The following is a 23074-nucleotide window of genomic DNA, read 5'->3' as shown; positions in this document are numbered from 1 at the left end:
CGCGAACGATGAACGCCACCCACGGCGCCCGATCATCAACGACGACGACCGGAGGTACTCGATGACGAGACCACCATTCCCGCCCACCAGGCCCGTGGCACGCGACGTGTCCCGACGGGCGTTCCTCGCCGCACTCGCTGCCGGCACGGCCACCATCGGACTCGCCGGCTGCACCGTGATCTCCGGCGGCGCCGTCGCCGCCGACCAGCAGGGCATCCGCCTCAGCAAGGACCCGGCATCGGGTCGCGAGCACGTCGTCGAGATGTACAACATCTGGGGCGGCACGCTCGGCAACGCCTGGGTCATGCTCGCCGAGCTGTACGAGCGGTCCCAGTCCCACACCGGCGTCCGCGTGACCTACGCACCGCTGTCCGGCAACACCCAGATCCGCCTGCAGACCGCGATCGCCGCCGGCACTCCGCCGGACCTCGCCTTCTGCACCCCGGAGGAGTACCCGCAGTTCGCGGGCTACGGCGTCGTGACCCGCCTGGACGGCTACATGGCGAAGGCCGGGCTGGGCGAAGCGGACTACGCACCCGCCGTCTGGAAGCAGATGACCGCGACCGACGGCATCTGGGCGCACCCGATCCTCGTCGACGTGAACTTCCCGCTGTTCTGGAACAAGAAGGTGTTCGCCGCCGCCGGGCTCGACCCGGAGACACCCCCGAAGACGATCGACGAGCTCGACCGCTTCTCGGACGCGATCCTCACGAAGGACGGCCGTCGGGTCACCCGCATCGGCACCATCCCGTGGGACTACTACGGCTTCAGCAACTCGATGTTCACGATGGGCTTCGCCTTCGGCGGCAAGTTCATGAGTGACGACAACCAGGTTGCGACGCCCGACGACGACAACATCGTGCAGGCGCTGCAGTGGATGTGCGACTACGCGAAGAAGGTCGGCGGCGCGAGCCAGCTGGCCGTCACCGCGCCGTCACAGACCCTGCCGACGATCGCCAGCGGGAACGTCGGCATGGCGCCGATGACCACGACCGACAGCTCGAACGTCTACAAGCAGGGCGACAAGGCGAAGGTCGAGCTCGGCGCGGCGCTCTTCCCCTACGCGGAGGGACTCGGCCAGCCCGGCGGCGCCACCTGGCTCGGCGGCTACGACCTCTTCATCCCGAAGGAGTCCAAGGAGCACGACGCCGCCTGGGACTTCCTGCAGTTCGCGACGGTGTCGGACAAGGGAACCGAGTCGAACTACGAGTACGGCACGCTCCTGCCCGGCTACACGAAGTCCCCGGTGCTCGAGGAGTTCCGCAAGGACCCGAACGTCGCGATCTACCGCGAGGGGCTCCTCGCCGCCCGCAACATCCGCCCGACCATCCCGGTCGCGAGCACCTACGCGACCGCGCTCGACGTCGCCGTCAGCAGCGCGATCTACGGCAAGACGACCCCGGAGCGCGCGCTGCAGAGCGTCGCCTCGCAGGTCAACTCGGCCCTCGACGAGTTCCGGAAGGAGCACCCGTGAGCGTCACACGGAGCATCACGACGCGCGGTGCGAAGCCGCGCGGGACGTCCTGGTTCACCCACTGGATCCCGCGCACGCGCGCGCAACGCCAGACGTTCCTGTGGGGCCTCTTCTTCACCGCACCCGCCATCATCGGGCTCATCGCCTTCACTGGCGGCCCGATCATCACCAGCGCCGTGAACAGCTTCACGAACGCGAACCTGCTCGGCGGCACCCGGCAGTGGGTCGGGTGGGACAACTACCGCCAGCTGTTCGGTGACGGGCAGTGGTGGCTCTCCCTCGGCAACACCCTGTTCATCACGGTGATCTCGGTGCCGCTCGGCATCGCGGTCGCCCTCGGCCTGGCGCTGCTGCTCAACTGGCGGGTGAAGGGCCTCGGGTTCTACCGCGTGGTCTTCTTCGTGCCGTCGATCGTGCCGATCGTCGCGAGCGCCGTGATCTGGGCGTACGTGCTCAACCCGCAGTACGGCGTGATCAACAACGTCCTCGGGCTGTTCGGCATCCAGGGGCCCGGGTGGCTCTCCGACCCGGACTGGTCCAAGCCCGCGCTGATCCTCTTCGGGCTCTGGGGCGTCGGGAACCTCATGGTGATCCTGCTCGCGGGACTCCAGGGCGTGCCGCAGGACCTCCTCGAACAAGCGTCCCTCGACGGAGCCGGCTCCTGGCAGCAGTTCCGGAACGTGACGCTGCCGTTCATCAGCCCGCAGCTGCTCTTCGCGACGATCACGGGCCTCATCGCCGGCTTCCAGTACTTCACGCAGGCGTTCGTGATGACGGGCGGGTACGGCGATCCAGCCGGCTCGACCCTGGTGTCCGGCGTCTACCTGTACCAGTCGGCGTTCTACCACTACCAACTCGGATTCTCGAGCGCGGTCGGGTGGGTGCTGTTCATCATCATCGCCGCCGTCTCGATCCTCGCGTACCGGATCATCGGCCGGCGCGTCTACTACGGAGGTGAGGCGCGATGACCGCCATCCAGAACCCGACCGCAGCCGCGGCGGCCGCTCGCGAACCCGGGCTGAACACCGCACCGAGCAAGCCGGTCCCCCGGCACCGCCGCCGGACCTGGCCGCAGATCGCCGAGTCGATCGCGAAGCACTCCGTCCTCATCGTGCTCAGCGTCGTGTTCCTGATGCCGCTGTTCTGGATGGTGACGGGTGCGTTCAAGACGCAGGCGGACATCGGGGCGTTCCCGGTGAAGTGGTTCCCGGAGACCATCACGACGGGCAACTTCTCCTACGGGCTCGCCACGTTCCCGCTGCTGCAGTACTTCTGGAACACCCTCGTGATCTGCGTCCCGTCGATGATCGGCGCCGCGCTCTCCAGCGCGATGGTCGGCTACGGCGTCTCGAAGATCCGGTGGCCGTGGCGGAACGGCGTCTTCACGATCCTCATCGCGACGATGATGGTGCCGTTCTACGTGACGATGGTCCCGCTGTTCGTGGCCTACCGCGACATCGGATGGACGGGCACGTACCTGCCGCTGATCGTCCCGACGTTCTTCGGCATCCCGTTCTTCATCTTCCTGATGCGGCAGTTCTTCCTCGGCATCCCGGAGGCACTGTCCGACGCAGCCCGGATCGACGGCGCCGGCGAGCTGCGGATCTTCATCCAGGTGATCCTGCCGCTCTGCAAGCCGGCGCTGGCAGCGGTGATGCTGTTCCAGTTCCTGGCATCGTGGAGCGACCTGCTCGGACCGCTCCTCTACCTCACGAAGTCGAGCCAGTACACGCTGTCGCTCGGCCTGACGTTCTTCCAGGGGGCCCAGGGCGACACCGCCGTCGGCCCGCTGATGGCCGTCTCGACCATCATCCTCATCCCCATCGTGGTGCTGTTCTTCTTCGCCCAGAAGACGTTCATTCAAGGAATCACGATGTCCGGGATCAAGGACTGAGCGCAGAAGACGTTCATGCAATCCAACCCGGGCGAATCACGATGTCCGGGATCAAGGACTGACGAAAGGACCACGCATGACCGACACGACAGACATCCTGACGGCCCGGCGGGTGGCCGGTTCCGCATCGACCGACGGGAGGCCCGGCTCGGCTCCCACCGCAGCGCTCGCCCCGACGGGACTCGCCGTCGAACACGTCCGCGAACCGCTCGGGATCGGCGCGGCCGAGCCGCGGCTCTCCTGGCACGTCGCGGAGGCCGACTCCGGCTGGGAGCCCGGCCTCGCCGAGGTCGAACTCCTGCACCGCTCCGCGGGGACCGACACCGGCACCGTGGCCGAGGTCGACGTCTCCGGGGTCCTCGTCCCGTGGCCGTTCGCCCCGCTGGCATCCCGGGAACGCGCCACGTGGCGGGTCCGCACCCTCGGGGTGGACGGCACCGCGACCGACTGGAGCGAGCCCCTGGAGGTCGAGGCGGGCCTCCTGTCCGACACCGACTGGACCGCCTCGTTCGTCGCGGCGCCCTGGCGGGAGAACACCCGCGTCGACCAGGCGCCCCCGATCCTCCGGCGCGAGGTCACACTGACGGGCGACGTCGTCCGCGCACGGCTCGCCGTGGCGAGCCTCGGGCTGCACGAGGTCACGATCGACGGCGTCCGCGTCGGCGACGCCGAACTCGCACCCGGGTGGACCTCGTACGGCCACCGCGTCCGCTACCTCGTGCACGACGCCACGCCGATGCTCACGGGCGGCCCGCGGACCGTCACGCTCGGTGCGCGCCTCGGCGACGGCTGGTACCGCGGCCGGATCACCTGGGACGACCGCGTCCGCGACGTGTACGGCGACCGGCTGGCGCTCATCGCCCAGCTCGAGGTCGAGTACGCCGACGGCTCGATCGAGACGTTCGGCACCGATGACTCCTGGCGCGCGGCGCGCGGCGGGATCCTGCTCTCCGGACTCTACGACGGAGAGAAGTGGGACGGCAGGGTCGAGCCCGACGGTTGGCAGGCCGTCGGGTTCGACGACGCCGCGTGGGACGCGGTCGAGGTCGTCGACCGTCCGGACGCGGCACTCGTCCCCTTCGACGGGCCGGTGGTCCGCGTGACCGAGGAACGCGAGCCGGTGTGGTCGCGCCGCTGGGACGCCGGCGCGATCCAGCTCGACTTCGGTCAGAACCTGCCCGGGCGCCTGCGCATCCGGAACAAGGAGGTCGGGCCGTTCGGCGTCACGATGCGGCACGCCGAGGTGATGCAGGACGACGAACTCGCGACCCGGCCCCTGCGCACCGCGAAGGCCACCGACGTCTACTACTCCGGGCCCGGCGACGACGGCAGCGGGACGTGGCAGCCGCGCTTCACGGTGCACGGCTTCCGCTACGCCGAGGTCGAGGGCTGGCCGGGCGCCGAGCTGGAGCCGGGCGACGTCGTCGCCGAGGTGATCCACTCGGACATGCGCCGCACCGGCTGGTTCCGCTGCTCGGACCCGCGGCTCGAACAACTGCACGAGAACGTGGTGTGGTCGATGCGTGGCAACTTCGTCGACGTGCCGACCGACTGCCCGCAGCGCGACGAGCGCCTCGGGTGGACCGGGGACCTGCAGGTGTTCACGCCGACCGCCGCGTTCCTCTACGACTGCGCCGGCGTGGTGCGGTCGTGGCTCCGCGACCTCGCGCTCGAACAGCGACCGGACGGCGGCGTGCCGTTCTTCGTGCCGACGCTGCCCGATTCCGACCCAGCCGGACACCACGCCGCGGTGTGGGGCGACGCGGCGACGCTGACGCCGTGGGGGCTGTACCAGGCGTTCGGCGACCAGGGGCTCCTCGAGGACCAGTGGGCGTCCGCGAAGGCCTGGGTGGACGGGGTGCTCGCCACCTCGGACGAGGCACTCGTGCGTGTGGACGGCTTCGAGTTCGGCGACTGGCTCGACCCGCTCGCGCCGCCGGAGGACGCCGCCGCGGCGAAGGCGGACAAGTACTGCCTCGCGACCGCGTACTCGTACCGGTCGACGTCGGTGCTCGCACAGTGGGCAGCGGTGCTCGGACACACGGACGAGGCCGCGCACTACGCGGACGTCGCGTCCCGGATCCGCGTCGCGTGGCAGGACCGCTTCCTGCGCTCGGACGGCACCGTGATCGACGACTCCCAGGCATCGTCGGCGATCGCCATCGTGTTCGGGCTCGTCGACGCTGCCGGGCCGGTCGGTGCGCGACTCTCCGAGCTCGTGCGGGAGAACGGGCACCGCATCGGGACCGGCTTCGCCGGCACCCCGGTGGTCTGCGACGCGCTGCTGCTCGCCGGGCACCTCGACGACGCCTACGGGATGCTCCTGGAGGACTCCTGCCCCTCGTGGCTGTACCCGCTGACGCAGGGCGCGACGACGATCTGGGAGCGCTGGGACTCCCTGCTGCCCGACGGCCGGGTGAACTCCGGCGGGATGACCTCATTCAACCACTACGCACTGGGGTCGGTCGCCGACTTCATGCACCGCGTGGTCGCCGGCATCGCGCCCGCCTCCCCCGGGTACCGGACCATCCGGTTCGCACCGCGGCCGGGCGGCGGGCTGACCTCGGCGGGAGCGACGCTCGACACCCCGTACGGTCGCGCCTCGATCGACTGGTCGGTGGCCGACGGCACGCTGTCCGTCAGCGCGCGGGTCCCGGTCGGGGCGACCGCGGTGCTCGACCTGCCGGGTGCCGCGCCGATCGACCTGGCGCACGGCACGTGGGAGGCGTCCGTCCCGGTGTGACCTTCGGTCCTGCCCGGCGTCAGTCGGGCAGGACCGCGTCCTGCCCGGCGTCAGTCGGGCAGGACCGCGTCGGGCACGTCGCGCAGGAAGATCTCGATCGTCTTCGGCCCGACACCCTTGAGCTCGCCCAGTCGGTCGCGCAGTTCCTGCCGCGAACTCGCCGTCTTCACCAGATGTGACACCGAGCCCTCGTCGGCGTCGAGCGTGTGCATGGTCTCGTGCAGCGCATCGGTCATCTGGTAGTCGAAGCGCCCGTAGCCGCCCTCGTCCAGGACCTTCCGCAGCCCCTCACGACCGGCCTCAGCGAACTTCCCCGGACTCGTGAACCCGTGGTCGATGAGCGCGCGGTACGTGTCGGCCGCCTGCTGCTGCCGGATCGGCCTGCCGAACAGCATGCTCGCGAGGAACCACCGGTAGAGCTGCTGGGGCTTGCCGTCGGACAGGTCGATCCCGAGGTCCTCGGCGTGTGTGACGTCAGCCATGCCGCGGACGCTACCCGCCGCGTCCCGAGCGCCGGGGCGGCGCGCGTCAGTCGGGAGCGTCGGCGGCGGCGAGCTGGTCCTCGAGGTTGAAGACCTCCGGCAGGATCCGGGCGGTCTGGTCGGCCCGGCCCGTGGCGCCGTCGAAGAGGTCCTGCATGTGCGACTCCCACGCCGCCGCGACCTCGCTCGACGCGAGCGCCGCATCGGCATCGGCCACCGAGTCCGTCTCGTAGTAGCCGATCAGGAGCCCGTCGTCGTCGAGGAACAGGGAGTAGTTCCGTCGGCCGGCGCCGGCGATCGCGCGGAGCATCGCCGGCCAGACGGTGGCGTGGCGCTCCCGGTAGGCGTCCATGTGCTGCTCGGCCACCTGCAGACGGAAGCAGACGCGGGTGACGTGATCCGGGCCTCCCGTCGGGTGCTGACCCGTGGACTCGATCACCGGGACGCTTCCGCGCGCTCGTCGACCGTGCGGACCGTGCCCGTGCCGCTGGTGACCGTGCCGTAGCGTTCGACCTCGATCTCCTCGAGGGACTTGCCCCGCGTCTCCGGTGCCCAGATCGTCCCGACGAGGAACGACACCGCCAGCAGGCCGATGATCAGGCCGCCGAGCGGGCGGAGGCCGATGTCGGTGAGGAGCACGGGGAACCACATGCTCAGCAGGCCGACCGTGACCCGGGCGGCGAGGAACAGCACGCCCTGGGCGCTCGCGCGGTAGCGGGTGGCGAACAGCTCGCTCGTCCACAGGCCGTAGAACGCCTGCGCGCCGATGCCGGACGAGATCCCCCAGCCGATCGCGAAGAAGAGCAGGGTCCCGAGGTTCGCGGGCCCGTAGATCAGGACCGCCCAGGTGAGGATCGCGAGCGCGGCCCCGACGGCGAACAGGAGGCGTCGGCTGATCCGGTCGCCGAACCGCATGAACACGAAGTACGTCGTCAGCACCGTGCAGAACCACACGAGGACCTGCAGGGAGTCCTGCTCGATCACACTCGTGACCCCGGTGGCGGCGTAGATGCGCGGCTGGAAGATGCCGGCCTGCCCCGCGACGGTGTTCCACATCGCGTAGACGCCGAACAGGAACAGCATCGCGACGAGGTTGATCCGCTTGCTGAAGAGCTGGCCGACACCGTGGAAGAGGCTGACCTGACCGGTGGCGGCACGCTCGTCCTTCCAGATGTTCGACTCCGGGAGCCCGCGGCGGAGCCACCACACCACGGCCGCGACGACGAACAGGTGCGCGAAGATGAGCCGGCTGCCGAGCAGACCGAGCGGCGCTGCGGCGATGGCGAGCGCGAAGCCGACCATCGGGCCGATCGACCACGCGAGCTGCGCGGTGCCGACGTGGGCGGCACGCTTGCCCGCGGGGGCCTGCTCGGCGATGTACGTCCAGCTCGCGGGGACACCGGCGCCGACGGCGATGCCGCAGAGGATGAAGCCGGTGAGGAGCATGCCGTAGTTGCCGGCGAACACCGCGAGCACGACGCCGAGCATGTAGAGGAGCAGGTCGTAGGTGTAGATGAACTTGCGGCCGTAGCGGTCGCAGAGCGGGCCACCGATGGCCGCGCCGATCGCAGCGCCGAACGCGTTCGAGGACAGGCTCGCGAGGAGCCCGACGCCGAGGTCGCCGATGTGGAACTGCGCCTGCCAGAACGCCAGGCTCGTGGCGATCGCGATGATCGACCCGGACTCGATGTAGTTCGACATGGCCACCGAGATGGTGGCCTTCCAGCCGGTGGTGTTGCTCGCTCCGATGCGGACCGCCATTGGTCCTCCGTTCGTCCGTTTCGTCAGTGAATCGTTTCAACGCTGCGCGAGGACGATATCCGGTCCCGCTCCCTCGCCGCAAGTGCAGGGCGGGGCGGTGGGGCGGCGGGTCGGGGGTCGGGGGTCGGGGGGGGGGTCGGGGGTCGGGGGGGGGCGGGGGGGGGTCGGATCGCGCGTGGGAGGTGGAATCGCGCGTAGGAAGTCGATTCTTCCGACCACCCACGCGCGATTCCACTTCCCATCGCAGACGTGATGGGAAGGAACGAGCGGGCACTGCGAGGCGCGCCTCGCACGGTGCGAGGCCACCGGGATGCCAGGATGACCGCATGACGGTGAGCGTTCGTGAAGTGGCAGCGCTCGCGGGCGTGTCGCTCGGCACGGTGTCGAACGTCCTGAACCGCCCCGAGAAGGTCGCCCCCGCGACGGTCGAACGCGTGCAGAACGCCATCGCCGAACTCGGCTTCGTGCGGAACGACTCCGCACGCCAGCTCCGGGCGGGCCGCAGCTCGACCGTCGGACTCATCGTCCTCGACGGCGGCAACCCCTTCTTCACCGACGTCGCACGCGGCGCCGAGGACGCCGCGATGTCGAAGGGCCTCGCGGTCCTGATCGGCAACTCCGACGAGTCCACCGAGCGGGAGGCCACCTACGTCGACCTGTTCGAGGAGCGCCGCGTCGCCGGACTCCTGATCTCCCCCGCCGGCGACGACCTCGCGCGGCTCGCACGACTCCGGGACCAGGGCACGGCGGTGGTCCTCGTGGACCGGCGTGCCGACGACGAGCACTTCGCGTCGGTCTCGGTGGACGACGTCGCCGGGGGCCGGATCGCGGTGTCGCACCTGCTCGCGATCGGCCGCCAGCGCATCGCCTTCGTCGGCGGGCCCTTCGGGATCCGGCAGGTGGCGGACCGGCACGCCGGAGCACTGGCCGCGGCGACCGCAGCGGGCGCGTCGCTCGAGGTGCTGCGGACGACGTCACTCTCCGTGCTCGAGGGACGGCGCATCGGCGAGGAGCTCCAGCGCCGCCCCGCCGGTTCGCGCCCGGACGCCGTGTTCGCGGCGAACGACCTCATCGCCGTCGGACTCGAGCAGGCGTTCATCATGCGCGGGTCCGTGGTCGTGCCCGACGAGATCGCGATCGTGGGCTACGACGACATCGCGTTCGCCGAGGCCGCCGTCGTCCCGCTGACGTCGATCCGGCAGCCGGCGCAGGACCTCGGTCGTCAGGCGATCGAGCTGCTCGTGCGTCAGGTCGAGCACGGGCAGGACGTCGACCTGGAGCACGTGGAGTTCACGCCGGAGCTCGTGGTGCGCCAGTCCACGGTCCGCGAACGCTGACACGTCTACGATCAAGGGATGGTGCAGCCCCCTCGTCGTGACGGGCCGCCGAGCGTGCACCACGTCGCTGCTCGGGCGGGCGTGTCACTGGCGACGGTGTCGAACGTCCTGAACCACCCGGAGCGCGTGCGCGAGACCACCGCCGCACGCGTGCACGCGGCGATCGCCGACCTCGGGTACACGCCGAACGGTAACGCCCGCGCGCTGGTCTCCGGCAGCACGCGCTCCATCGGCCTCGTGGTCTCCTCGCTGCAGAACTCCCTGTTCAGCGACATGCTGAACGGCGCACAACTGGCCGCGCGCGCCCGGGGTTTCACGCTGCTCATCGCCAGCAGCGAGAACGACCTCCGTGCGCAGGCCGACCACCTCGCGTTCCTCGAGAGCACCAGGACCTCGGGCATCCTGCTCGCCACGATGAGCGAGTCGCGCGAGCAGGTCGAACTCACCCGCCGACACGGACACCCGGTCGTCTACGTGAACTTCGAGCCGTCCGAGGTGGACGCCTGCTCGGTCGTCGTCGACAACGAACAGGCCGGGTTCATCGCAGCCGAGCACCTCATCGCGCTCGGCTGCCGTCGGATCGGGTTCGTCAGCGCACGTCAGGAACTCCAGCCGGTGCACCGACGACGCTCCGGGGTCCTCCGCGCGATCGCCGCCCACGCCGGCGTCTCGCTGGTCGACGTCGACGCCGGGGACATCGACCCACCCGGTGGGACTGATGCCGGCGCGCGGATCGCCCGGATGGCCGATTCCGAGCGACCCGACGGCGTGCTCGGCGTGACGGACCTGCTCGCGATGGCGGTGGTGACGGAGCTCCGCGCTGCTGGGATCCGCGTTCCGGAGGACATCCCGGTGTCCGGCTGCGACCACAACTCGATCGCGTGGGGTGGCGCCGTGCCGCTGACATCGGTGACGATGCACGGTGCCGAGATGGGATCGGCCGCGGTCGAGCTGCTGCTCGGCGAACTCACGGACGCTCCGGACAGACACGTGCACCGCAGCGTCGTCATCGGCAGTGAACTCGTCCCCCGCGAGAGCACGCTCGGCCGCGAGGGGGCGGCCGCCGCCCGCGCCGCCGCTGCCTCACCGACGGATCCGCGCCGCACCGAGCCCTGACGCACCCCTCGCCCGTCGAGACACCGCCGGGCTTCGGGCGTCTCACGATCAGGCCGACGTCTCGACGGGTCTGGGCACCTCGGGTGTTCCGGGAACGGACACCCGCGCACCCCGTGCATGACGCCTCGGGCTTGGAGCGCGCCAGTTCGTCACGAATCGGAATCAGTTATTGACACGCTTCAATCGACGTGGTTCGATTCCGATTGAAACGTTCTAAACAGCACGACCGGAGCCGCGACGACGCGGTTCCGGGTCCGTTTCACCCCGGGCACCCCGCACGCTCGGGCCTTACGAGGAGGTAAGGATGTCAGCTCGTTCCCTGACCACAAGGCTGCTCGCCATCGGCGGCGCCACGGTCCTCATCGGCGGTCTCGCCGCGTGTTCGTCGGGCGGCTCCGCCGACACCGGCAGCGGCGGCAAGCTCCAGATCAGCTACCTGGTCGACAACTCCACGGCGACCGCCGTCACGACGAAGGCCCTCGTCGCGGCGTTCGAGAAGTCGAACCCGGACATCACCGTCAAGGTCGACACGAAGCCGCAGGGCACCGACGGCGACAACCTGGTCAAGACCCGGCTGTCCACCGGCGAGATGGACGACGTCTTCAACTACAACTCCGGCTCGCTCCTGCAGGCACTCAACCCGGACAACACCCTGGTGGATCTGTCGGACCAGAGCTGGGCGAAGGACGTCGACAAGCAGTTCACGAGCGTCGTCAGCACCGACAAGGGCATGTACGGCGCACCGATCGGCACGAGCTTCGGTGGCGGCGTGATGTACAACAAGAAGGTCTACGCCGACCTCGGCCTGAAGATCCCCACCACGTGGGACGAGTTCATCAGCAACAGCGAGAAGATCAAGGCCGCGGGCAAGGCCGCGCCGATCATCCAGACGTACGGCGACACGTGGACGAGCCAGCTCTTCGTGCTCGCCGACTTCGCCAACATCGCGGCCCAGCAGAGCGACTGGGCATCGCAGTACACCGCGCACGAGGAGTCCTACGCGAAGCAGCCGGCATTCGCCGGGTTCCAGCATCTCGCGGCAGTGCAGGACAAGAGTCTGCTCAACGAGGACTACGCATCGGCCACCCAAGCCAACGGCCTGAAGATGCTCGCCGACGGGACGGGTGCGCAGTACCCGATGCTGACCAACTCGATCTCCACGCTGCAGCAGGACAGCCCGGACGCGGTCGACGACATCGGCGTCTTCGCGCTCCCGGCGGACGACGCGGCGGACACGCGGATGACGATCTGGGAGCCGAACGGTCTCTACGTCCCGAAGACCACGACGGGCGACAAGCTGGCAGCGGCGAAGAAGTTCATCGCCTTCGCCAACTCGTCCGACGGCTGCAAGGTGCAGAACGACACCGGCATCGCCGGGGGCCCCTACGTGATCAGCTCCTGCGCGCTGCCGGACTCGGTGGCTCCGATCGTCGATGACCTGCAGAAGTACATCGACGACGGCAAGTCGTCGTCGGCCCTCGAGTTCCACTCCCCGATCAAGGGACCGAACCTCGAGAAGATCTGCGTCCAGGTCGGCTCCGGCATCTCCACCGCTGCGGTGGGCGCGAAGCAGTACGACCAGGACGTCGTGCAGCAGGCCCAGCAGCTCGGCATCAAGGGCTGGTGACGACGGTGACCGCGACCCTCACGACGGCGGCGGCCCCGCCGCGGACCACGAAGGCCGGACCGGGTCCCGCCCGGAAGCGCATGCGCTCGTTCTACCCGGCCTGGTTCTTCATCCCGGCGATCGCGCTCTACGTCGTGTTCTTCGCGGTCCCGACCTTCGCCGGGTTCTACTTCTCGCTCACCCGCTGGACGCTGTTCGACCAGACCTTCATCGGCTTCGACAACTTCGTCCGGTTCTTCCAGGACCCGCAGCTCGTCTCGGGATTCGTCCACACGTTCGAGTACGGGTTCGTGACGAGCGCGGCGAAGGTGGTCCTCGGACTCGCCCTCGCCCTGCTCCTCACGTCCCCCGTGCTCGGGCGTGGCTACCTCCGGGCGGTCGTGTTCTTCCCGGTGCTCGTATCGACGATCGGCATCGGCATCACCTTCAAGGCACTGATGGACCCGTTCCACGGGATCATCAACGGCGTGCTCGGCTCGGTCGGCCTCCCCACCCCGGGTTGGCTGACCGACCCGGCGCTCGCACTGTGGAGCGTCGCGGCGGTGGACATCTGGAAGGGCGTCGGCATCGCGACCCTCATCTTCATCGCGGGCATCGTGGCGATCCCGCAGGAGTACTTCGAGGCTGCTCGTGTCGACGGCGCGAGCGCGTGGACGATCTTCCGGAACATCACGCTGCCGCTGTCCCGCCCGGCGATGGGGACGGTGATCATCCTGTCGCTCATCGGGGGCCTACGGTCCTTCGACCTGATCTGGGCGATGACCGGCGGCGGACCCGGGTTCACCAGCGATGTCATCGCGAGTGTGATCTACAAGCAGTACCAGGCGGGCTTCTACGGCCTGTCGACGGCCGGCAACGTGGTCCTGTTCGTCGTCGTCACGGCGATCATGGTCCCGGTGTCATGGCTGCTGAACCGGAAGGAGCCGGAACTGTGACCGCCATCAGCACGCCCACGCCGCGCAGGAGACGCCCGGCGGCCGTCCGCAAGTGGATCATCGGCATCGTCGCCATCGTCGTCTCGTTCGTGGTCTTCCTCGTGCCGTTCGTCTTCGTCCTGCTGCAGGCCGCGAAGTCACCGGCCGAGGCGAACCAACTCGGTTTCACCCTGCCGACCGACTGGCAGCTGTGGCAGAACCTGCAGGCAGTGTTCCAGACGGGCGAGTCCGGCATCGTCCGGGCGTTCCTGAACAGCGCCGTGCTCACCGTGGGCAGCGTCGTCATCATGGTGGTCTTCTCCGCCATGGTCGGCTACGTCCTGCAGCGTCGCCCAGGGCGGTGGAACGGTGTGATCAACTTCTTCGTCCTCGCTGGCCTGATCGTGCCACCAGCGATCGTCCCGACGATCTGGGTCCTGCAGGGGCTGAGCCTGTTCAAGACGATGGGCGGGATGATCCTCATCGAGGCCACCTTCGGCCTGTCGTTCTGCATCCTGTTGTTCCGCGCGTTCGTGGCGACCATCCCGAAGGAGCTCGACGAGGCAGCCGTGCTGGACGGCGCCGGCCCGATCCGGCTGTTCTTCGGCGTCATCCTGCCGCTGCTCAAGCCGGTCATCATCACGGTCGTGCTCGTGCAGGCGGTCGCCGTCTTCAACGACTTCGCGAACCCCCTGTACTTCCTGCCCGGGTCCGAGAACGCCACCGTCCAACAGACGCTGTACGCGTTCCAGAGTCAGTCCGTCAGCCAGCTCAACCTGCTGTTCACCGACGTGCTGCTCATCACGATCCCGCCCCTGATCCTCTACGTCTTCTTCCAACGCCAGATCGTCGCCGGCATGACCAGCGGCGCCGTCAAGGGCTGACGCCCGCCCCGGACGGGAGGCCCGACCCACCACCACGGGTCGGTCTCGTCCGGCAGTCCCCACCCACCAACGACGCGGCCGTCGACGACGACGGCCGCCGGAAGGACACCATGACCAACTGGACCGCACCGTTCATCGGGAGCGACACCGACCTGGGCAGCGCTCCGATCCTGCGCCGGGAGTTCACCATCGACGACGGCCACGGCGCCGTCCGCAGAGCGACCCTCGACGTCAGCGCCCTCGGCGTCGTCGAGGCGTGGCTCGGCGGGACCCGGGTCTCCGACCACCTGCTCGAGCCCGGGTGGACGAGCTACGAGTGGCGCATCCGCGTCGCCTCGCACGATGTGCTCTCGCACCTGCGCTCGACAGCCCCGGGTGCGGCGGTCGTGCTCGCACTCGTCATCGGCAACGGCTGGGCGGCCGGACGGCTCGCATGGGGCGGCGGTGGCGGCTGGTACACGGACGAACGCGCCGGGTTCGCCGAGCTCCGCATCGAGTTCGAGGACGGCCACGTACAGACCGTCGCCACGGACACCGACTGGCAGGCACTGTCGAGCGCGATCACCGCCGACCAGCTCTACGACGGTGAGGACATCGACGGCCGCCTCCGCGACGGCAGCTTCCTGACGCCCGGCACGGTGACGACGCCGAGCACCGACGGACACGCCGGCACGACGACGACGGTCCACACGGTCGACATCGGCGACCGCGAGCTCGTCGCCGACACGGTCCCGCCGGTCCGACCGCTCGCCGAGATCACCCCGGTCGAGGTCTGGACGAGCCCGTCCGGCGCGACACTGGTCGACTTCGGCGTGAACCTGGTCGGCTGGCTCCGCGTCGTCGCCTCCGGTCCGGCCGGCACCGTCCTGACGATCAAGCACGCCGAGGTGCTCGAGCACGACGAGCTCGGCACGCGCCCGCTGCGCACGGCGAAGGCGACGGACCACCTCACCCTGAGCGGCGCTGCGGAGGACCGCTTCGAGCCCCGCTTCACGTTCCACGGCTTCCGGTACGCGTCCGTCGAGGGCTGGCCAGGCACCCTCGACGAGCTCCGGACGGCACTGGTCGCGGTGCAGGTGGGCTCCGACCTCACCAGGACCGGCACGTTCGAATCGAGCCACGACCTGCTCAACACCTTCCACGACAACGTCGTCCGGGGCATGCAGGGCAACTTCCTGAGCGTCCCGACGGACTGCCCACAGCGTGACGAGCGCCTCGGCTGGACGGGCGACATCGCGGCGTTCGCTCCGACGGCGTCGTACCTGTTCGACACCAGGGCGTTCCTCGGCGACTGGCTTCGCGACGTGTGGCTCGAGCAGCAGCATGCCGACGGGGTCATCCCGTTCGTGGTGCCGGACGTGCTGAAGTACTCCCCCGCCGAGGACTTCGGCAAGCCAGACGCCACCGCGATCTGGTCCGACGCCGGGGTCTGGGTGCCGTGGACGCTCTACCAGGCCTACGGTGACACCGCCGTACTCGAAGAACAGCTCGACTCGATGGTCGCGCACCTGCGTCGGATCAAGGACCACCTGTCGCCCCAGGGCCTCTGGGACACGGTGTTCCAGTTCGGCGACTGGCTCGACCCCGACGCCCCGCCGGAGGACGCGGCGAAGGCGAAGGCCGACCCGGGCGTCGTCGCGACGGCGTGCGCGTACCGCAGCGCGACCCTGGTGGCGCAGGCGGCGCGCTTGACCGGCCACGAGGCGGAGGCGAGCGAGGCCCAGGAGCTGGCCACGAGCCTCCAGGCCGCGTTCCGGGAGCACTACGTGACGGGCGGACGGATCACGTCCGACTGCACCACCGTCTACGCGCTCGCCATCGTGTTCCGGATCCTGTCGGACGAGGAAACCGCGGCGGCCGGTGACCGACTCGCGGAGCTTGCGGCCGCGTCGGGGTACCGGATCTCGACGGGCTTCGCCGGCACGCCGTTCATCACGGACGCGCTGACGCAGACGGGTCACATCGACGACGCATACCGGCTGCTGCTGCAGACGGAGTGCCCGTCGTGGCTGTACCCGGTGACCATGGGGGCGACGACGGTCTGGGAGCGCTGGGACTCGATGCTCCCCGACGGCACGATCAACCCGGGCGAGATGACCTCCTTCAACCACTACGCACTCGGTGCCGTGGCGGACTGGATGCACCGCGTGGTGGGTGGCCTCGCGCCGCTGGAGCCCGGGTACGCGTCGGTGCTGATCGCGCCGCAGCCCGGCGGGGGCCTGACGTGGGCATCCACCTCACTCGAGAGCGTACGCGGGCGGATCGCGGTGCGGTGGGAGGTGATCGACGGCGAGCTCCAGGTGCAGGCGACGATCCCGGACGGCGTGACCGCCGTCGTGCGGCTGCCCGGCCTCGACGAGCAACGGCTCGGCGGCGGTACGCACGAGCTGCGTGCGCCGGCCGCGGTCCCCGCGGGGTAGGCCGGGCGGACCCGCCGGGTAGGCCGGGCGGACCCGCCGGGCGGCCCGGCCCGGCCCGGCCGCCCGGCCGCCCGGCCCGGCCCGGCCGCCCGGCCGCCCGGCCCGGCCGGCCCGCGGCCCGCGGCCGTTCGCACAACCGAAACCACCTCGCACCACGGGATCTCGCGGTGCGGAACGCTTTTGGTTGTGCGGAAGCGATCCGCACCGCTTACGCGACAGGCGCGCACGCCGCACCGCTTGCGCCGCGCTCCGCCGACGACTACCGTATGAAACGATTCAATCGCACACGAGGAAGTGACACGATGACATCAGCGAGCTTCAGCTCCGTCGCCGAACAACTGGCGCGCCAGCAGATCGAACTCCCGTCCTGGGCCTTCGGCAACTCCGGCACCCGCTTCAAGGTGTTCAGCACACCCGGCACCCCGCGCGACCCCTACGAGAAGATCGCGGACGCCGCGCAGGTGCACCGGTACACCGGGCTCGCCCCCACCGTCGCGCTCCACATCCCGTGGGACGTCGTCGACGACTTCGCGGACCTGAAGCGTCACGCGCAGGAGCACGGGGTCTCCCTCGGCACCGTCAACTCGAACACGTTCCAGGACGACGACTACAAGTTCGGCGCACTGACCCACGTCGACGAGTCGATCCGGCAGAAGGCGATCGACCACCACCTCCGCTGCATCGACGTGATGGACGCCACCGGCAGCCGTGACCTGAAGATCTGGCTCGCCGAGGGCTCGAACTACCCGGGACAGGAGGACATGCGGAGCCGCCAGGACCGCCTGCACGACTCCCTGTCGACGATCTACGACCGGCTCGGGGACGACCAGCGCCTGGTGCTCGAGTACAAGTTCTTCGAGCCGGCGTTCTACCACACGGACGTCCCGGACTGGGGCACCAGCTACGTCCAGACGAGCGCGCTCGGCGACAAGGCGATGGTCTGCCTCGACACCGGCCACCACGCCCCCGGCACGAACATCGAGTTCATCGTGATGCAGCTCCTGCGTCTCGGGAAGCTCGGTTCCTTCGACTTCAACTCGCGCTTCTACGCGGACGACGACCTGATCGTCGGCGCCGCCGACCCGTACCAGCTGTTCCGCATCCTGGTCGAGGTCGTCCGCGGCGGCGGCTACGACAACCCCGATGTGGCGTTCATGCTCGACCAGTGCCACAACGTCGAGGACAAGATCCCCGGCCAGATCCGCTCGGTGCTGAACGTGCAGGAGATGACCGCCCGTGCGCTGCTGCTCGACCGCGTCGCGTTGACCGCCGCGCAGGAAGCCCACGACGTCCTCGGCGCGAACGAGATCTTCATGGACGCGTTCCAGACGGACGTCCGGCAGGACCTCGCCGCCTGGCGCGAGTCCCGCGGACTCCCCGCGAACCCGATGCGCGCCTACCTCGACTCCGGCTACCAGCGCACGATCGCCGACGAGCGTGTCGGCGGCGTCCAGGCCGGTTGGGGCGCGTGACCATGAGCAACAGCCTGGAGGCCCGGGTGGACCCCGCCACGCACGACACCGACGCAGACACCACGATCGGTGCCCTCATCGCGCGGTCGAACGCGCTCGGCTCCGATCCCCGCATCACGAACTACGCCGGCGGGAACACCTCCGCGAAGGGCACCGCCACCGACCCGGTGACCGGCGAACCGGTGGAGCTGCTGTGGGTGAAGGGCTCCGGGGGCGACCTCGGGACGCTGACCCCCGCTGGCCTCGCGGTGCTGCGGGTCGACCGGGTCCGCGCGCTCCAGGACGTCTATCCAGGCGTCGAGCGCGAGGACGAGATGGTCGCCGCGTTCGACTTCTGCCTGCACGGCAAGGGCGGCGCCGCGCCGTCGATCGACACGGCGATGCACGCACTCGTCGACGCCCCGCACGTGGACCATCTGCACCCGGACGCCGGCATCGCCATCGCCACCGCGGCCGACGGCCCGGCCCTGACCGAGACGGTCTTCGGCCAGAAGGTGGTGTGGGTCCCGTGGCGCCGTCCGGGGTTCCAGCTCGGGCTCGACATCGCCGCGATCAAGCGCGACCACCCGGAGGCGATCGGCACGATCCTCGGCGGGCACGGCATCACGGCGTGGGGTGACACCAGCGACGAGGCCGAGCGCAACTCCCGCTGGATCATCGACACCGCGGAGCAGTACATCGCACAGCACGGCGCAGCGGACCCGTTCGGCCCGGTCCGCCGGGGCTTCGAGGCGTTGCCCGTCGACGATCGACGTGCCCGTGCGGCTGCGCTCGCTCCGACGATCCGCGGCATCGCCGGCCACGACAAGCCGGTCGTGGGGAGCTTCACCGACAGCGACGCCGTCCTCGACTTCCTGGCGTCCGCACGCGCCGAGGAACTCGCGGCCCTGGGCACGAGCTGCCCGGACCACTTCCTCCGCACCAAGGTGAAGCCGCTCATCCTCGACCTGCCCGCGACGGCCACCGCCGAGGAGCAGATCGAACGCCTGCACGAGCTGCACACGACCTACCGCGAGGACTACCAGGCGTACTACGACCGGCACGCCGACGAGCAGTCCCCCGCGATCCGTGGTGCCGACCCGCTCATCGTGCTGGTCCCCGGCGTCGGGATGTTCTCCTACGGCAAGGACGCCCAGACCGCCCGCGTCGCCGGCGAGTTCTACGGCAACGCGATCAACGTCATGCGCGGCGCGGAGTCCCTCAGCACCTACGCCCCGATCGACGAGGCCGAGAAGTTCCGCATCGAGTACTGGGCCCTCGAAGAGGCGAAGCTCCAGCGGATGCCCGCACCGGCGAAGCTCGCCACCCGTATCGCCCTGGTCACCGGCGCGGCGAGCGGCATCGGCAAGGCGATCGCGAAGCGTCTCGCGGCCGAGGGGGCGGCGGTGGTCATCGCGGACCTCGACCTCGAGAAGGCACAGGCGACCGCGACGGAGATCGGCAACACCGACCGGGCGATCGGCGTCAGCGCGAACGTCACGAGCGCCGCCGACATCGAGCGTGCGGTCCAGGAGACCCTGCTGCACTTCGGCGGCCTCGACCTCGTCGTCAACAACGCCGGGCTGAGCCTGTCGAAGTCCCTGCTGGAGACCACCGAGCAGGACTGGGACCTGCAGCACGACGTGATGGCGAAGGGCTCGTTCCTGGTGTCCAAGGCCGCCGCGAAGGTCCTCATCGAGCAGGGGCTCGGCGGCGACATCGTCTACATCTCGAGCAAGAACTCGGTGTTCGCCGGCCCGAACAACATCGCCTACTCCGCCACGAAGGCCGACCAGGCGCACCAGGTGCGACTCCTGGCGGCCGAGCTCGGCGAGCACGGGGTCCGCGTCAACGGCATCAACCCCGACGGGGTGGTCCGCGGCTCGGGCATCTTCGCGTCCGGCTGGGGTGCGAACCGCGCGAAGACCTACGGCATCGAGGAACAGGACCTCGGGAAGTTCTACGCCCAGCGGACGATCCTCAAGCGCGAGGTCGTGCCGGAGAACGTCGCGAACGCCGTCTACGCGATCTGCACGGACGACTTCTCGCACACCACGGGGCTGCACGTGCCCGTGGACGCGGGCGTCGCCGCGGCGTTCCTGCGCTAGCGCCATGGCCAGCAGCAGCGGCAGCGTGGCCGCGGTCGACCTCGGCGCCACGAGCGGCCGGGTGATCGTCGGGCACGTCGACACGGACGGCGTGCGGATGGAGCACGTCGCCCGGTTCCCGAACGGTCCGGTGACGCTCCACGAGCACGACCGGGACGCCCTGCACTGGGACGTCGTCGAGCTCTACCGGCAGGTGACCGTCGGGCTGCGCGAGGCCGTCGCCCGGCATCCGGACATCGCCAGCATCGGCATCGACTCCTGGGCGGTGGACTACGGCCTGCTCCGTGACGGCCGGCTGCTCGGGCTGCCGTACGCCTACCGCGACGAGCGGCACGAGCGCGGGGTCGCCGAGGTGCACGCGCGCATGGACGCCGCCGAGCTGTACCGCCGGAACGGCCTGCAGCACCTGCCGTTCAACACGCTGTTCCAGTGGGCCGCGGACCCGGCGGTCGGCGGAGCCGACCGTGCCCTGCTCGTCCCGGACCTCCTCGGGTACTGGCTCACCGGCGTCGAGGCGGCCGAGCGCACGAACGCATCGACGACCGGGGCCCTGAACGCCACCACGCGTGGGTGGGACCCGGCGTTGCGGGCTGCCGCGAGCCTCCCGGCCGGGTTGCTGCCCACCCTGCGCGATCCGGGAGACCGACTCGGCCCCCTGCTGCCGGCCGTCGCCGACCTGGTCGGCGCCAGGACCGGTCGGCGCAGCGCGCCCGTCACGCTCGTCGGGTCGCACGACACGGCCTCCGCGGTCGTCGCGGTCCCCGCGACCGAACCGGACTTCGCGTACATCTCCTCCGGCACCTGGTCCCTGGTCGGCGTCGAGCTCGACGCGCCCGTCCTGTCGGACGCGGCGCGCGACGCGAACTGCACGAACGAGGGCGGCGTCGACGGCCGGGTCCGGTTCCTCAAGAACGTGTCCGGGCTCTGGCTGCTCTCCGAGAGCGTCCGGACCTGGGAACGTGGCGGCGCGAACATCGACCTGGAGGCCCTCATCGCCTCCGCCGCGGCCGTCACCACCCCGGTCACCGTCTTCGACCCCGCGGACGAGTCGTTCACGCCGCCCGGCGACATGCCGACCAGGATCGCGGCCTGGTGCTCGGCGCACGGTCTCCCCGCACCGACGACCCGCGCGGAGTTCGTGCGGTCGATCCTCGAGTCACTCGCCGCGGCCTACGCGTCCACGCTGCGGACGATCACCGAAGTGACGGGCAAGGACATCCGCGTCGTGCACGTCGTCGGCGGCGGATCGCAGAACCGGCTGCTCTGCCAGCTCACCGCGGACCGCACCGGGCTGCCCGTCCTGGCGGGCCCCGTCGAGGCCACGGCGCTCGGCAACGTGCTCGTCCAGGCGCGCGCCGCTGGACTCGCAGGCCTCGGAGGGGCTTCACTGGAGGCACTCCGGAGCATCGTCGCGCGGACCGTCGAGCCCGTGCGCTACTCCCCCACGGCGCCGTCGCGCGCCGAACCCGACCGGACCAACGTCAGGAGCCACGCATGACCACCACCGACGACGGCAAGCGCATCGACCCCGCGACCGGAGCACCGTTCCCCGGGCCGGGGAGCGCGTCGACCGCACGGCCGAAGGTCAAGCGGCAGCTGCCGACGGTGCGCGACCTCGCGCCGCTCATGCAGTTCAAGAAGCCGGACCTGAACGCCCGGCGTCGGCGGCTCGACCGGGCGCTGACGATCTGGGACCTCCGGGACATCGCCGAGCGCCGCACCCCGCGTGCCGCGTTCGACTACACCGAGGGCGCCGCCGAGGCGGAGATCTCACTCGCCCGTGCGCGCCAGGCGTTCGAGGACATCGAGTTCACGCCCGCGATCCTGCGCGACGTGTCCTCGGTCGACACCTCCTGGGACGTGCTCGGGTCGCCGGTCGCGTACCCGTTCGGCATCGCGCCGACCGGGTTCACGCGGATGATGCAGACCGAGGGCGAGCGGGCCGGAGCCCGCGCCGCCGGACGCGCGGGCATCCCGTTCGCGCTCTCCACGATGGGCACCACCGCGATCGAGGACGTCCGCGACGCCAACCCGCACGGCCGGAACTGGTTCCAGCTCTACATGTGGAAGGACCGCGAGAAGTCGATGGCGCTCGTGTCCCGCGCCGAGAAGGCCGGGTTCGACACGCTCCTCGTCACCGTCGACGTGCCCGTCGCGGGAGCGCGGCTCCGCGACAAGCGCAACGGGTTCTCGATCCCGCCGCAGCTCGGCGTGAAGACCATCGTGAACGCGATCCCGCGGCCGTGGTGGTGGTTCGACTTCCTCACCACCGAGCCGCTGGCGTTCGCCTCGCTCGACCGCTGGTCCGGCACCGTCGGGGAGCTCCTCGACCACATGTTCGACCCGACCGTCACCTACGAGGACCTCGCCTGGATCCGCTCGCAGTGGAAGGGCAAGGTCGTCGTCAAGGGCGTCCAGTCCCTGGCGGACGCGAAGCGTCTGGCCGACATGGGTGTCGACGGCATCACGCTCTCGAACCACGGCGGCCGACAGCTCGACCGCGCCCCGGTGCCGTTCCACCTGCTGCCGCAGGTCGTGAAAGAGGTGGGGAACGACACCGAAGTGCACCTGGACACGGGCATCATGTCCGGCGCGGACATCGTCGCCGCCGTCGCCCTCGGTGCGCGGTACACGATGGTCGGCCGGGCGTACCTCTACGGGCTGATGGCGGGTGGCGAGGCCGGGGTGGACCGGATGATCCAGATCCTCTCCGAACAGATCGAGCGCACCATGCGCCTGCTCGGTGTCGCGTCGCTCGAGGAGCTCGAGCCCGGTCACGTCACGCAGTTGGCGCGCCTGGTGCCCCTCGGCCGGTAGTCAGCGTCGATCCGGACCGTCCCCGGAGGGGGCGGTTCAGCGGCGG

Annotated in this window: 17 protein-coding genes; 14 read left to right on the top strand and 3 right to left on the bottom strand. The window is 70.1% G+C overall.

Features of this window, described 5'->3' with window-relative positions:
* The first annotated feature begins 61 nt into the window (after positions 1 to 61).
* The 4 genes from EDF24_RS07775 (at position 62) to EDF24_RS07760 (ending at position 6111) form a co-directional block, all read left to right on the top strand.
* Positions 62 to 1474, top strand: coding sequence for an extracellular solute-binding protein (locus EDF24_RS07775; RefSeq protein WP_185021601.1), 1413 nt, complete (start codon positions 62 to 64; stop codon positions 1472 to 1474).
* Positions 1471 to 2442 carry a carbohydrate ABC transporter permease gene (locus tag EDF24_RS07770; RefSeq protein ID WP_207909581.1) on the top strand — a complete coding sequence of 324 codons (972 nt, stop codon included), beginning with the start codon at positions 1471 to 1473 and terminating at the stop codon, positions 2440 to 2442. Before EDF24_RS07775 ends, EDF24_RS07770 begins: the two co-directional genes overlap by 4 nt.
* Positions 2439 to 3368, top strand: a complete 930-nt coding sequence (locus EDF24_RS07765) for a carbohydrate ABC transporter permease (RefSeq protein WP_123702037.1) — start codon at positions 2439 to 2441, stop codon at positions 3366 to 3368. Before EDF24_RS07770 ends, EDF24_RS07765 begins: the two co-directional genes overlap by 4 nt.
* Positions 3369 to 3444: 76 nt before the next feature.
* The gene (locus tag EDF24_RS07760; RefSeq protein WP_123702035.1) at positions 3445 to 6111 is read left to right on the top strand and encodes a glycoside hydrolase family 78 protein; all 2667 of its coding nucleotides are present in this window, start codon (positions 3445 to 3447) and stop codon (positions 6109 to 6111) included.
* 50 nt (positions 6112 to 6161) lie between these two features.
* On the opposite strand, the gene EDF24_RS07755 is transcribed toward EDF24_RS07760, so the two are convergent.
* Genes EDF24_RS07755 through EDF24_RS07745 form a run of 3 tightly spaced genes read right to left on the bottom strand, consistent with a single transcriptional unit; the run spans position 6162 to position 8354 of the window.
* The gene (locus tag EDF24_RS07755; protein ID WP_123702033.1) at positions 6162 to 6593 is read right to left on the bottom strand and encodes a DNA methylase; all 432 of its coding nucleotides are present in this window, start codon (positions 6591 to 6593) and stop codon (positions 6162 to 6164) included.
* Between the two features lie 46 nt (positions 6594 to 6639).
* On the bottom strand, positions 6640 to 7032 hold the full coding sequence (locus EDF24_RS07750) for an L-rhamnose mutarotase (protein WP_243698251.1): 393 nt from the start codon (positions 7030 to 7032) through the stop codon (positions 6640 to 6642).
* A complete protein-coding gene (locus EDF24_RS07745; protein WP_221181356.1) occupies positions 7029 to 8354 on the bottom strand; it encodes an MFS transporter in 1326 nt (441 codons plus the stop codon). The genes EDF24_RS07750 and EDF24_RS07745 overlap by 4 nt, the downstream gene beginning before the upstream one ends.
* Positions 8355 to 8680: 326 nt before the next feature.
* On the opposite strand from EDF24_RS07745, the gene EDF24_RS07735 reads away from it, so the two are divergent.
* The 10 genes from EDF24_RS07735 (at position 8681) to EDF24_RS07690 (ending at position 23028) form a co-directional block, all read left to right on the top strand.
* Entirely contained in the window at positions 8681 to 9691 is a 1011-nt protein-coding gene (locus EDF24_RS07735; protein ID WP_123655657.1) for a LacI family DNA-binding transcriptional regulator, read from the top strand.
* An 18-nt stretch (positions 9692 to 9709) separates the two neighbouring features.
* Entirely contained in the window at positions 9710 to 10807 is a 1098-nt protein-coding gene (locus EDF24_RS07730) for a LacI family DNA-binding transcriptional regulator (protein WP_123702029.1), read from the top strand.
* A 304-nt stretch (positions 10808 to 11111) separates the two neighbouring features.
* Positions 11112 to 12434, top strand: a complete 1323-nt coding sequence (locus tag EDF24_RS07725) for an ABC transporter substrate-binding protein (RefSeq protein ID WP_123702027.1) — start codon at positions 11112 to 11114, stop codon at positions 12432 to 12434.
* An 80-nt stretch (positions 12435 to 12514) separates the two neighbouring features.
* Positions 12515 to 13369 carry a carbohydrate ABC transporter permease gene (locus EDF24_RS07720; RefSeq protein ID WP_123702602.1) on the top strand — a complete coding sequence of 285 codons (855 nt, stop codon included), beginning with the start codon at positions 12515 to 12517 and terminating at the stop codon, positions 13367 to 13369.
* Positions 13366 to 14232, top strand: a complete 867-nt coding sequence (locus tag EDF24_RS07715; RefSeq protein ID WP_395867621.1) for a carbohydrate ABC transporter permease — start codon at positions 13366 to 13368, stop codon at positions 14230 to 14232. The genes EDF24_RS07720 and EDF24_RS07715 overlap by 4 nt, the downstream gene beginning before the upstream one ends.
* A gap of 110 nt (positions 14233 to 14342) precedes the next feature.
* The gene (locus tag EDF24_RS07710; RefSeq protein WP_123702022.1) at positions 14343 to 16652 is read left to right on the top strand and encodes a family 78 glycoside hydrolase catalytic domain; all 2310 of its coding nucleotides are present in this window, start codon (positions 14343 to 14345) and stop codon (positions 16650 to 16652) included.
* 302 nt (positions 16653 to 16954) lie between these two features.
* Entirely contained in the window at positions 16955 to 18124 is a 1170-nt protein-coding gene (gene rhaI, locus EDF24_RS07705; protein WP_123702020.1) for an L-rhamnose isomerase, read from the top strand.
* A gap of 2 nt (positions 18125 to 18126) precedes the next feature.
* Positions 18127 to 20211: a bifunctional aldolase/short-chain dehydrogenase gene (locus tag EDF24_RS07700; RefSeq protein WP_123702600.1), complete on the top strand. Its 2085-nt coding sequence runs from the start codon at positions 18127 to 18129 to the stop codon at positions 20209 to 20211.
* Positions 20212 to 20215: 4 nt separating this feature from the next.
* Complete coding sequence (locus EDF24_RS07695) at positions 20216 to 21709, top strand: rhamnulokinase family protein (RefSeq protein ID WP_123702018.1); 1494 nt, start codon at positions 20216 to 20218, stop codon at positions 21707 to 21709.
* Positions 21710 to 21837: 128 nt separating this feature from the next.
* Positions 21838 to 23028 (top strand): alpha-hydroxy acid oxidase, encoded by a 1191-nt coding sequence (locus tag EDF24_RS07690; RefSeq protein WP_123702598.1) that lies wholly within the window; start codon positions 21838 to 21840, stop codon positions 23026 to 23028.
* Positions 23029 to 23074: the final 46 nt, after the last annotated feature.

The sequence above is a fragment of the Curtobacterium sp. PhB130 genome, from assembly GCF_003755165.1.
Taxonomy (GTDB): Bacteria; Actinomycetota; Actinomycetes; order Actinomycetales; family Microbacteriaceae; genus Curtobacterium.
Note: the sequence above shows the minus strand (reverse complement) of the source record. Positions and strands in the feature narration are given on the sequence as shown.

Coding starts and splice junctions, on each gene's coding strand:
- rhaI (WP_123702020.1), top strand. CDS start 16,955: ATGACATCAGCGAGCTTCAGCTCCGTCGCCGAACAACTGGCGCGCCAG.
- EDF24_RS07735 (WP_123655657.1), top strand. CDS start 8,681: ATGACGGTGAGCGTTCGTGAAGTGGCAGCGCTCGCGGGCGTGTCGCTC.
- EDF24_RS07700 (WP_123702600.1), top strand. CDS start 18,127: ATGAGCAACAGCCTGGAGGCCCGGGTGGACCCCGCCACGCACGACACC.
- EDF24_RS07765 (WP_123702037.1), top strand. CDS start 2,439: ATGACCGCCATCCAGAACCCGACCGCAGCCGCGGCGGCCGCTCGCGAA.
- EDF24_RS07775 (WP_185021601.1), top strand. CDS start 62: ATGACGAGACCACCATTCCCGCCCACCAGGCCCGTGGCACGCGACGTG.
- EDF24_RS07730 (WP_123702029.1), top strand. CDS start 9,710: ATGGTGCAGCCCCCTCGTCGTGACGGGCCGCCGAGCGTGCACCACGTC.
- EDF24_RS07695 (WP_123702018.1), top strand. CDS start 20,216: ATGGCCAGCAGCAGCGGCAGCGTGGCCGCGGTCGACCTCGGCGCCACG.
- EDF24_RS07755 (WP_123702033.1), bottom strand. CDS start 6,593: ATGGCTGACGTCACACACGCCGAGGACCTCGGGATCGACCTGTCCGAC.
- EDF24_RS07720 (WP_123702602.1), top strand. CDS start 12,515: ATGCGCTCGTTCTACCCGGCCTGGTTCTTCATCCCGGCGATCGCGCTC.
- EDF24_RS07760 (WP_123702035.1), top strand. CDS start 3,445: ATGACCGACACGACAGACATCCTGACGGCCCGGCGGGTGGCCGGTTCC.
- EDF24_RS07690 (WP_123702598.1), top strand. CDS start 21,838: ATGCAGTTCAAGAAGCCGGACCTGAACGCCCGGCGTCGGCGGCTCGAC.
- EDF24_RS07725 (WP_123702027.1), top strand. CDS start 11,112: ATGTCAGCTCGTTCCCTGACCACAAGGCTGCTCGCCATCGGCGGCGCC.
- EDF24_RS07710 (WP_123702022.1), top strand. CDS start 14,343: ATGACCAACTGGACCGCACCGTTCATCGGGAGCGACACCGACCTGGGC.
- EDF24_RS07745 (WP_221181356.1), bottom strand. CDS start 8,354: ATGGCGGTCCGCATCGGAGCGAGCAACACCACCGGCTGGAAGGCCACC.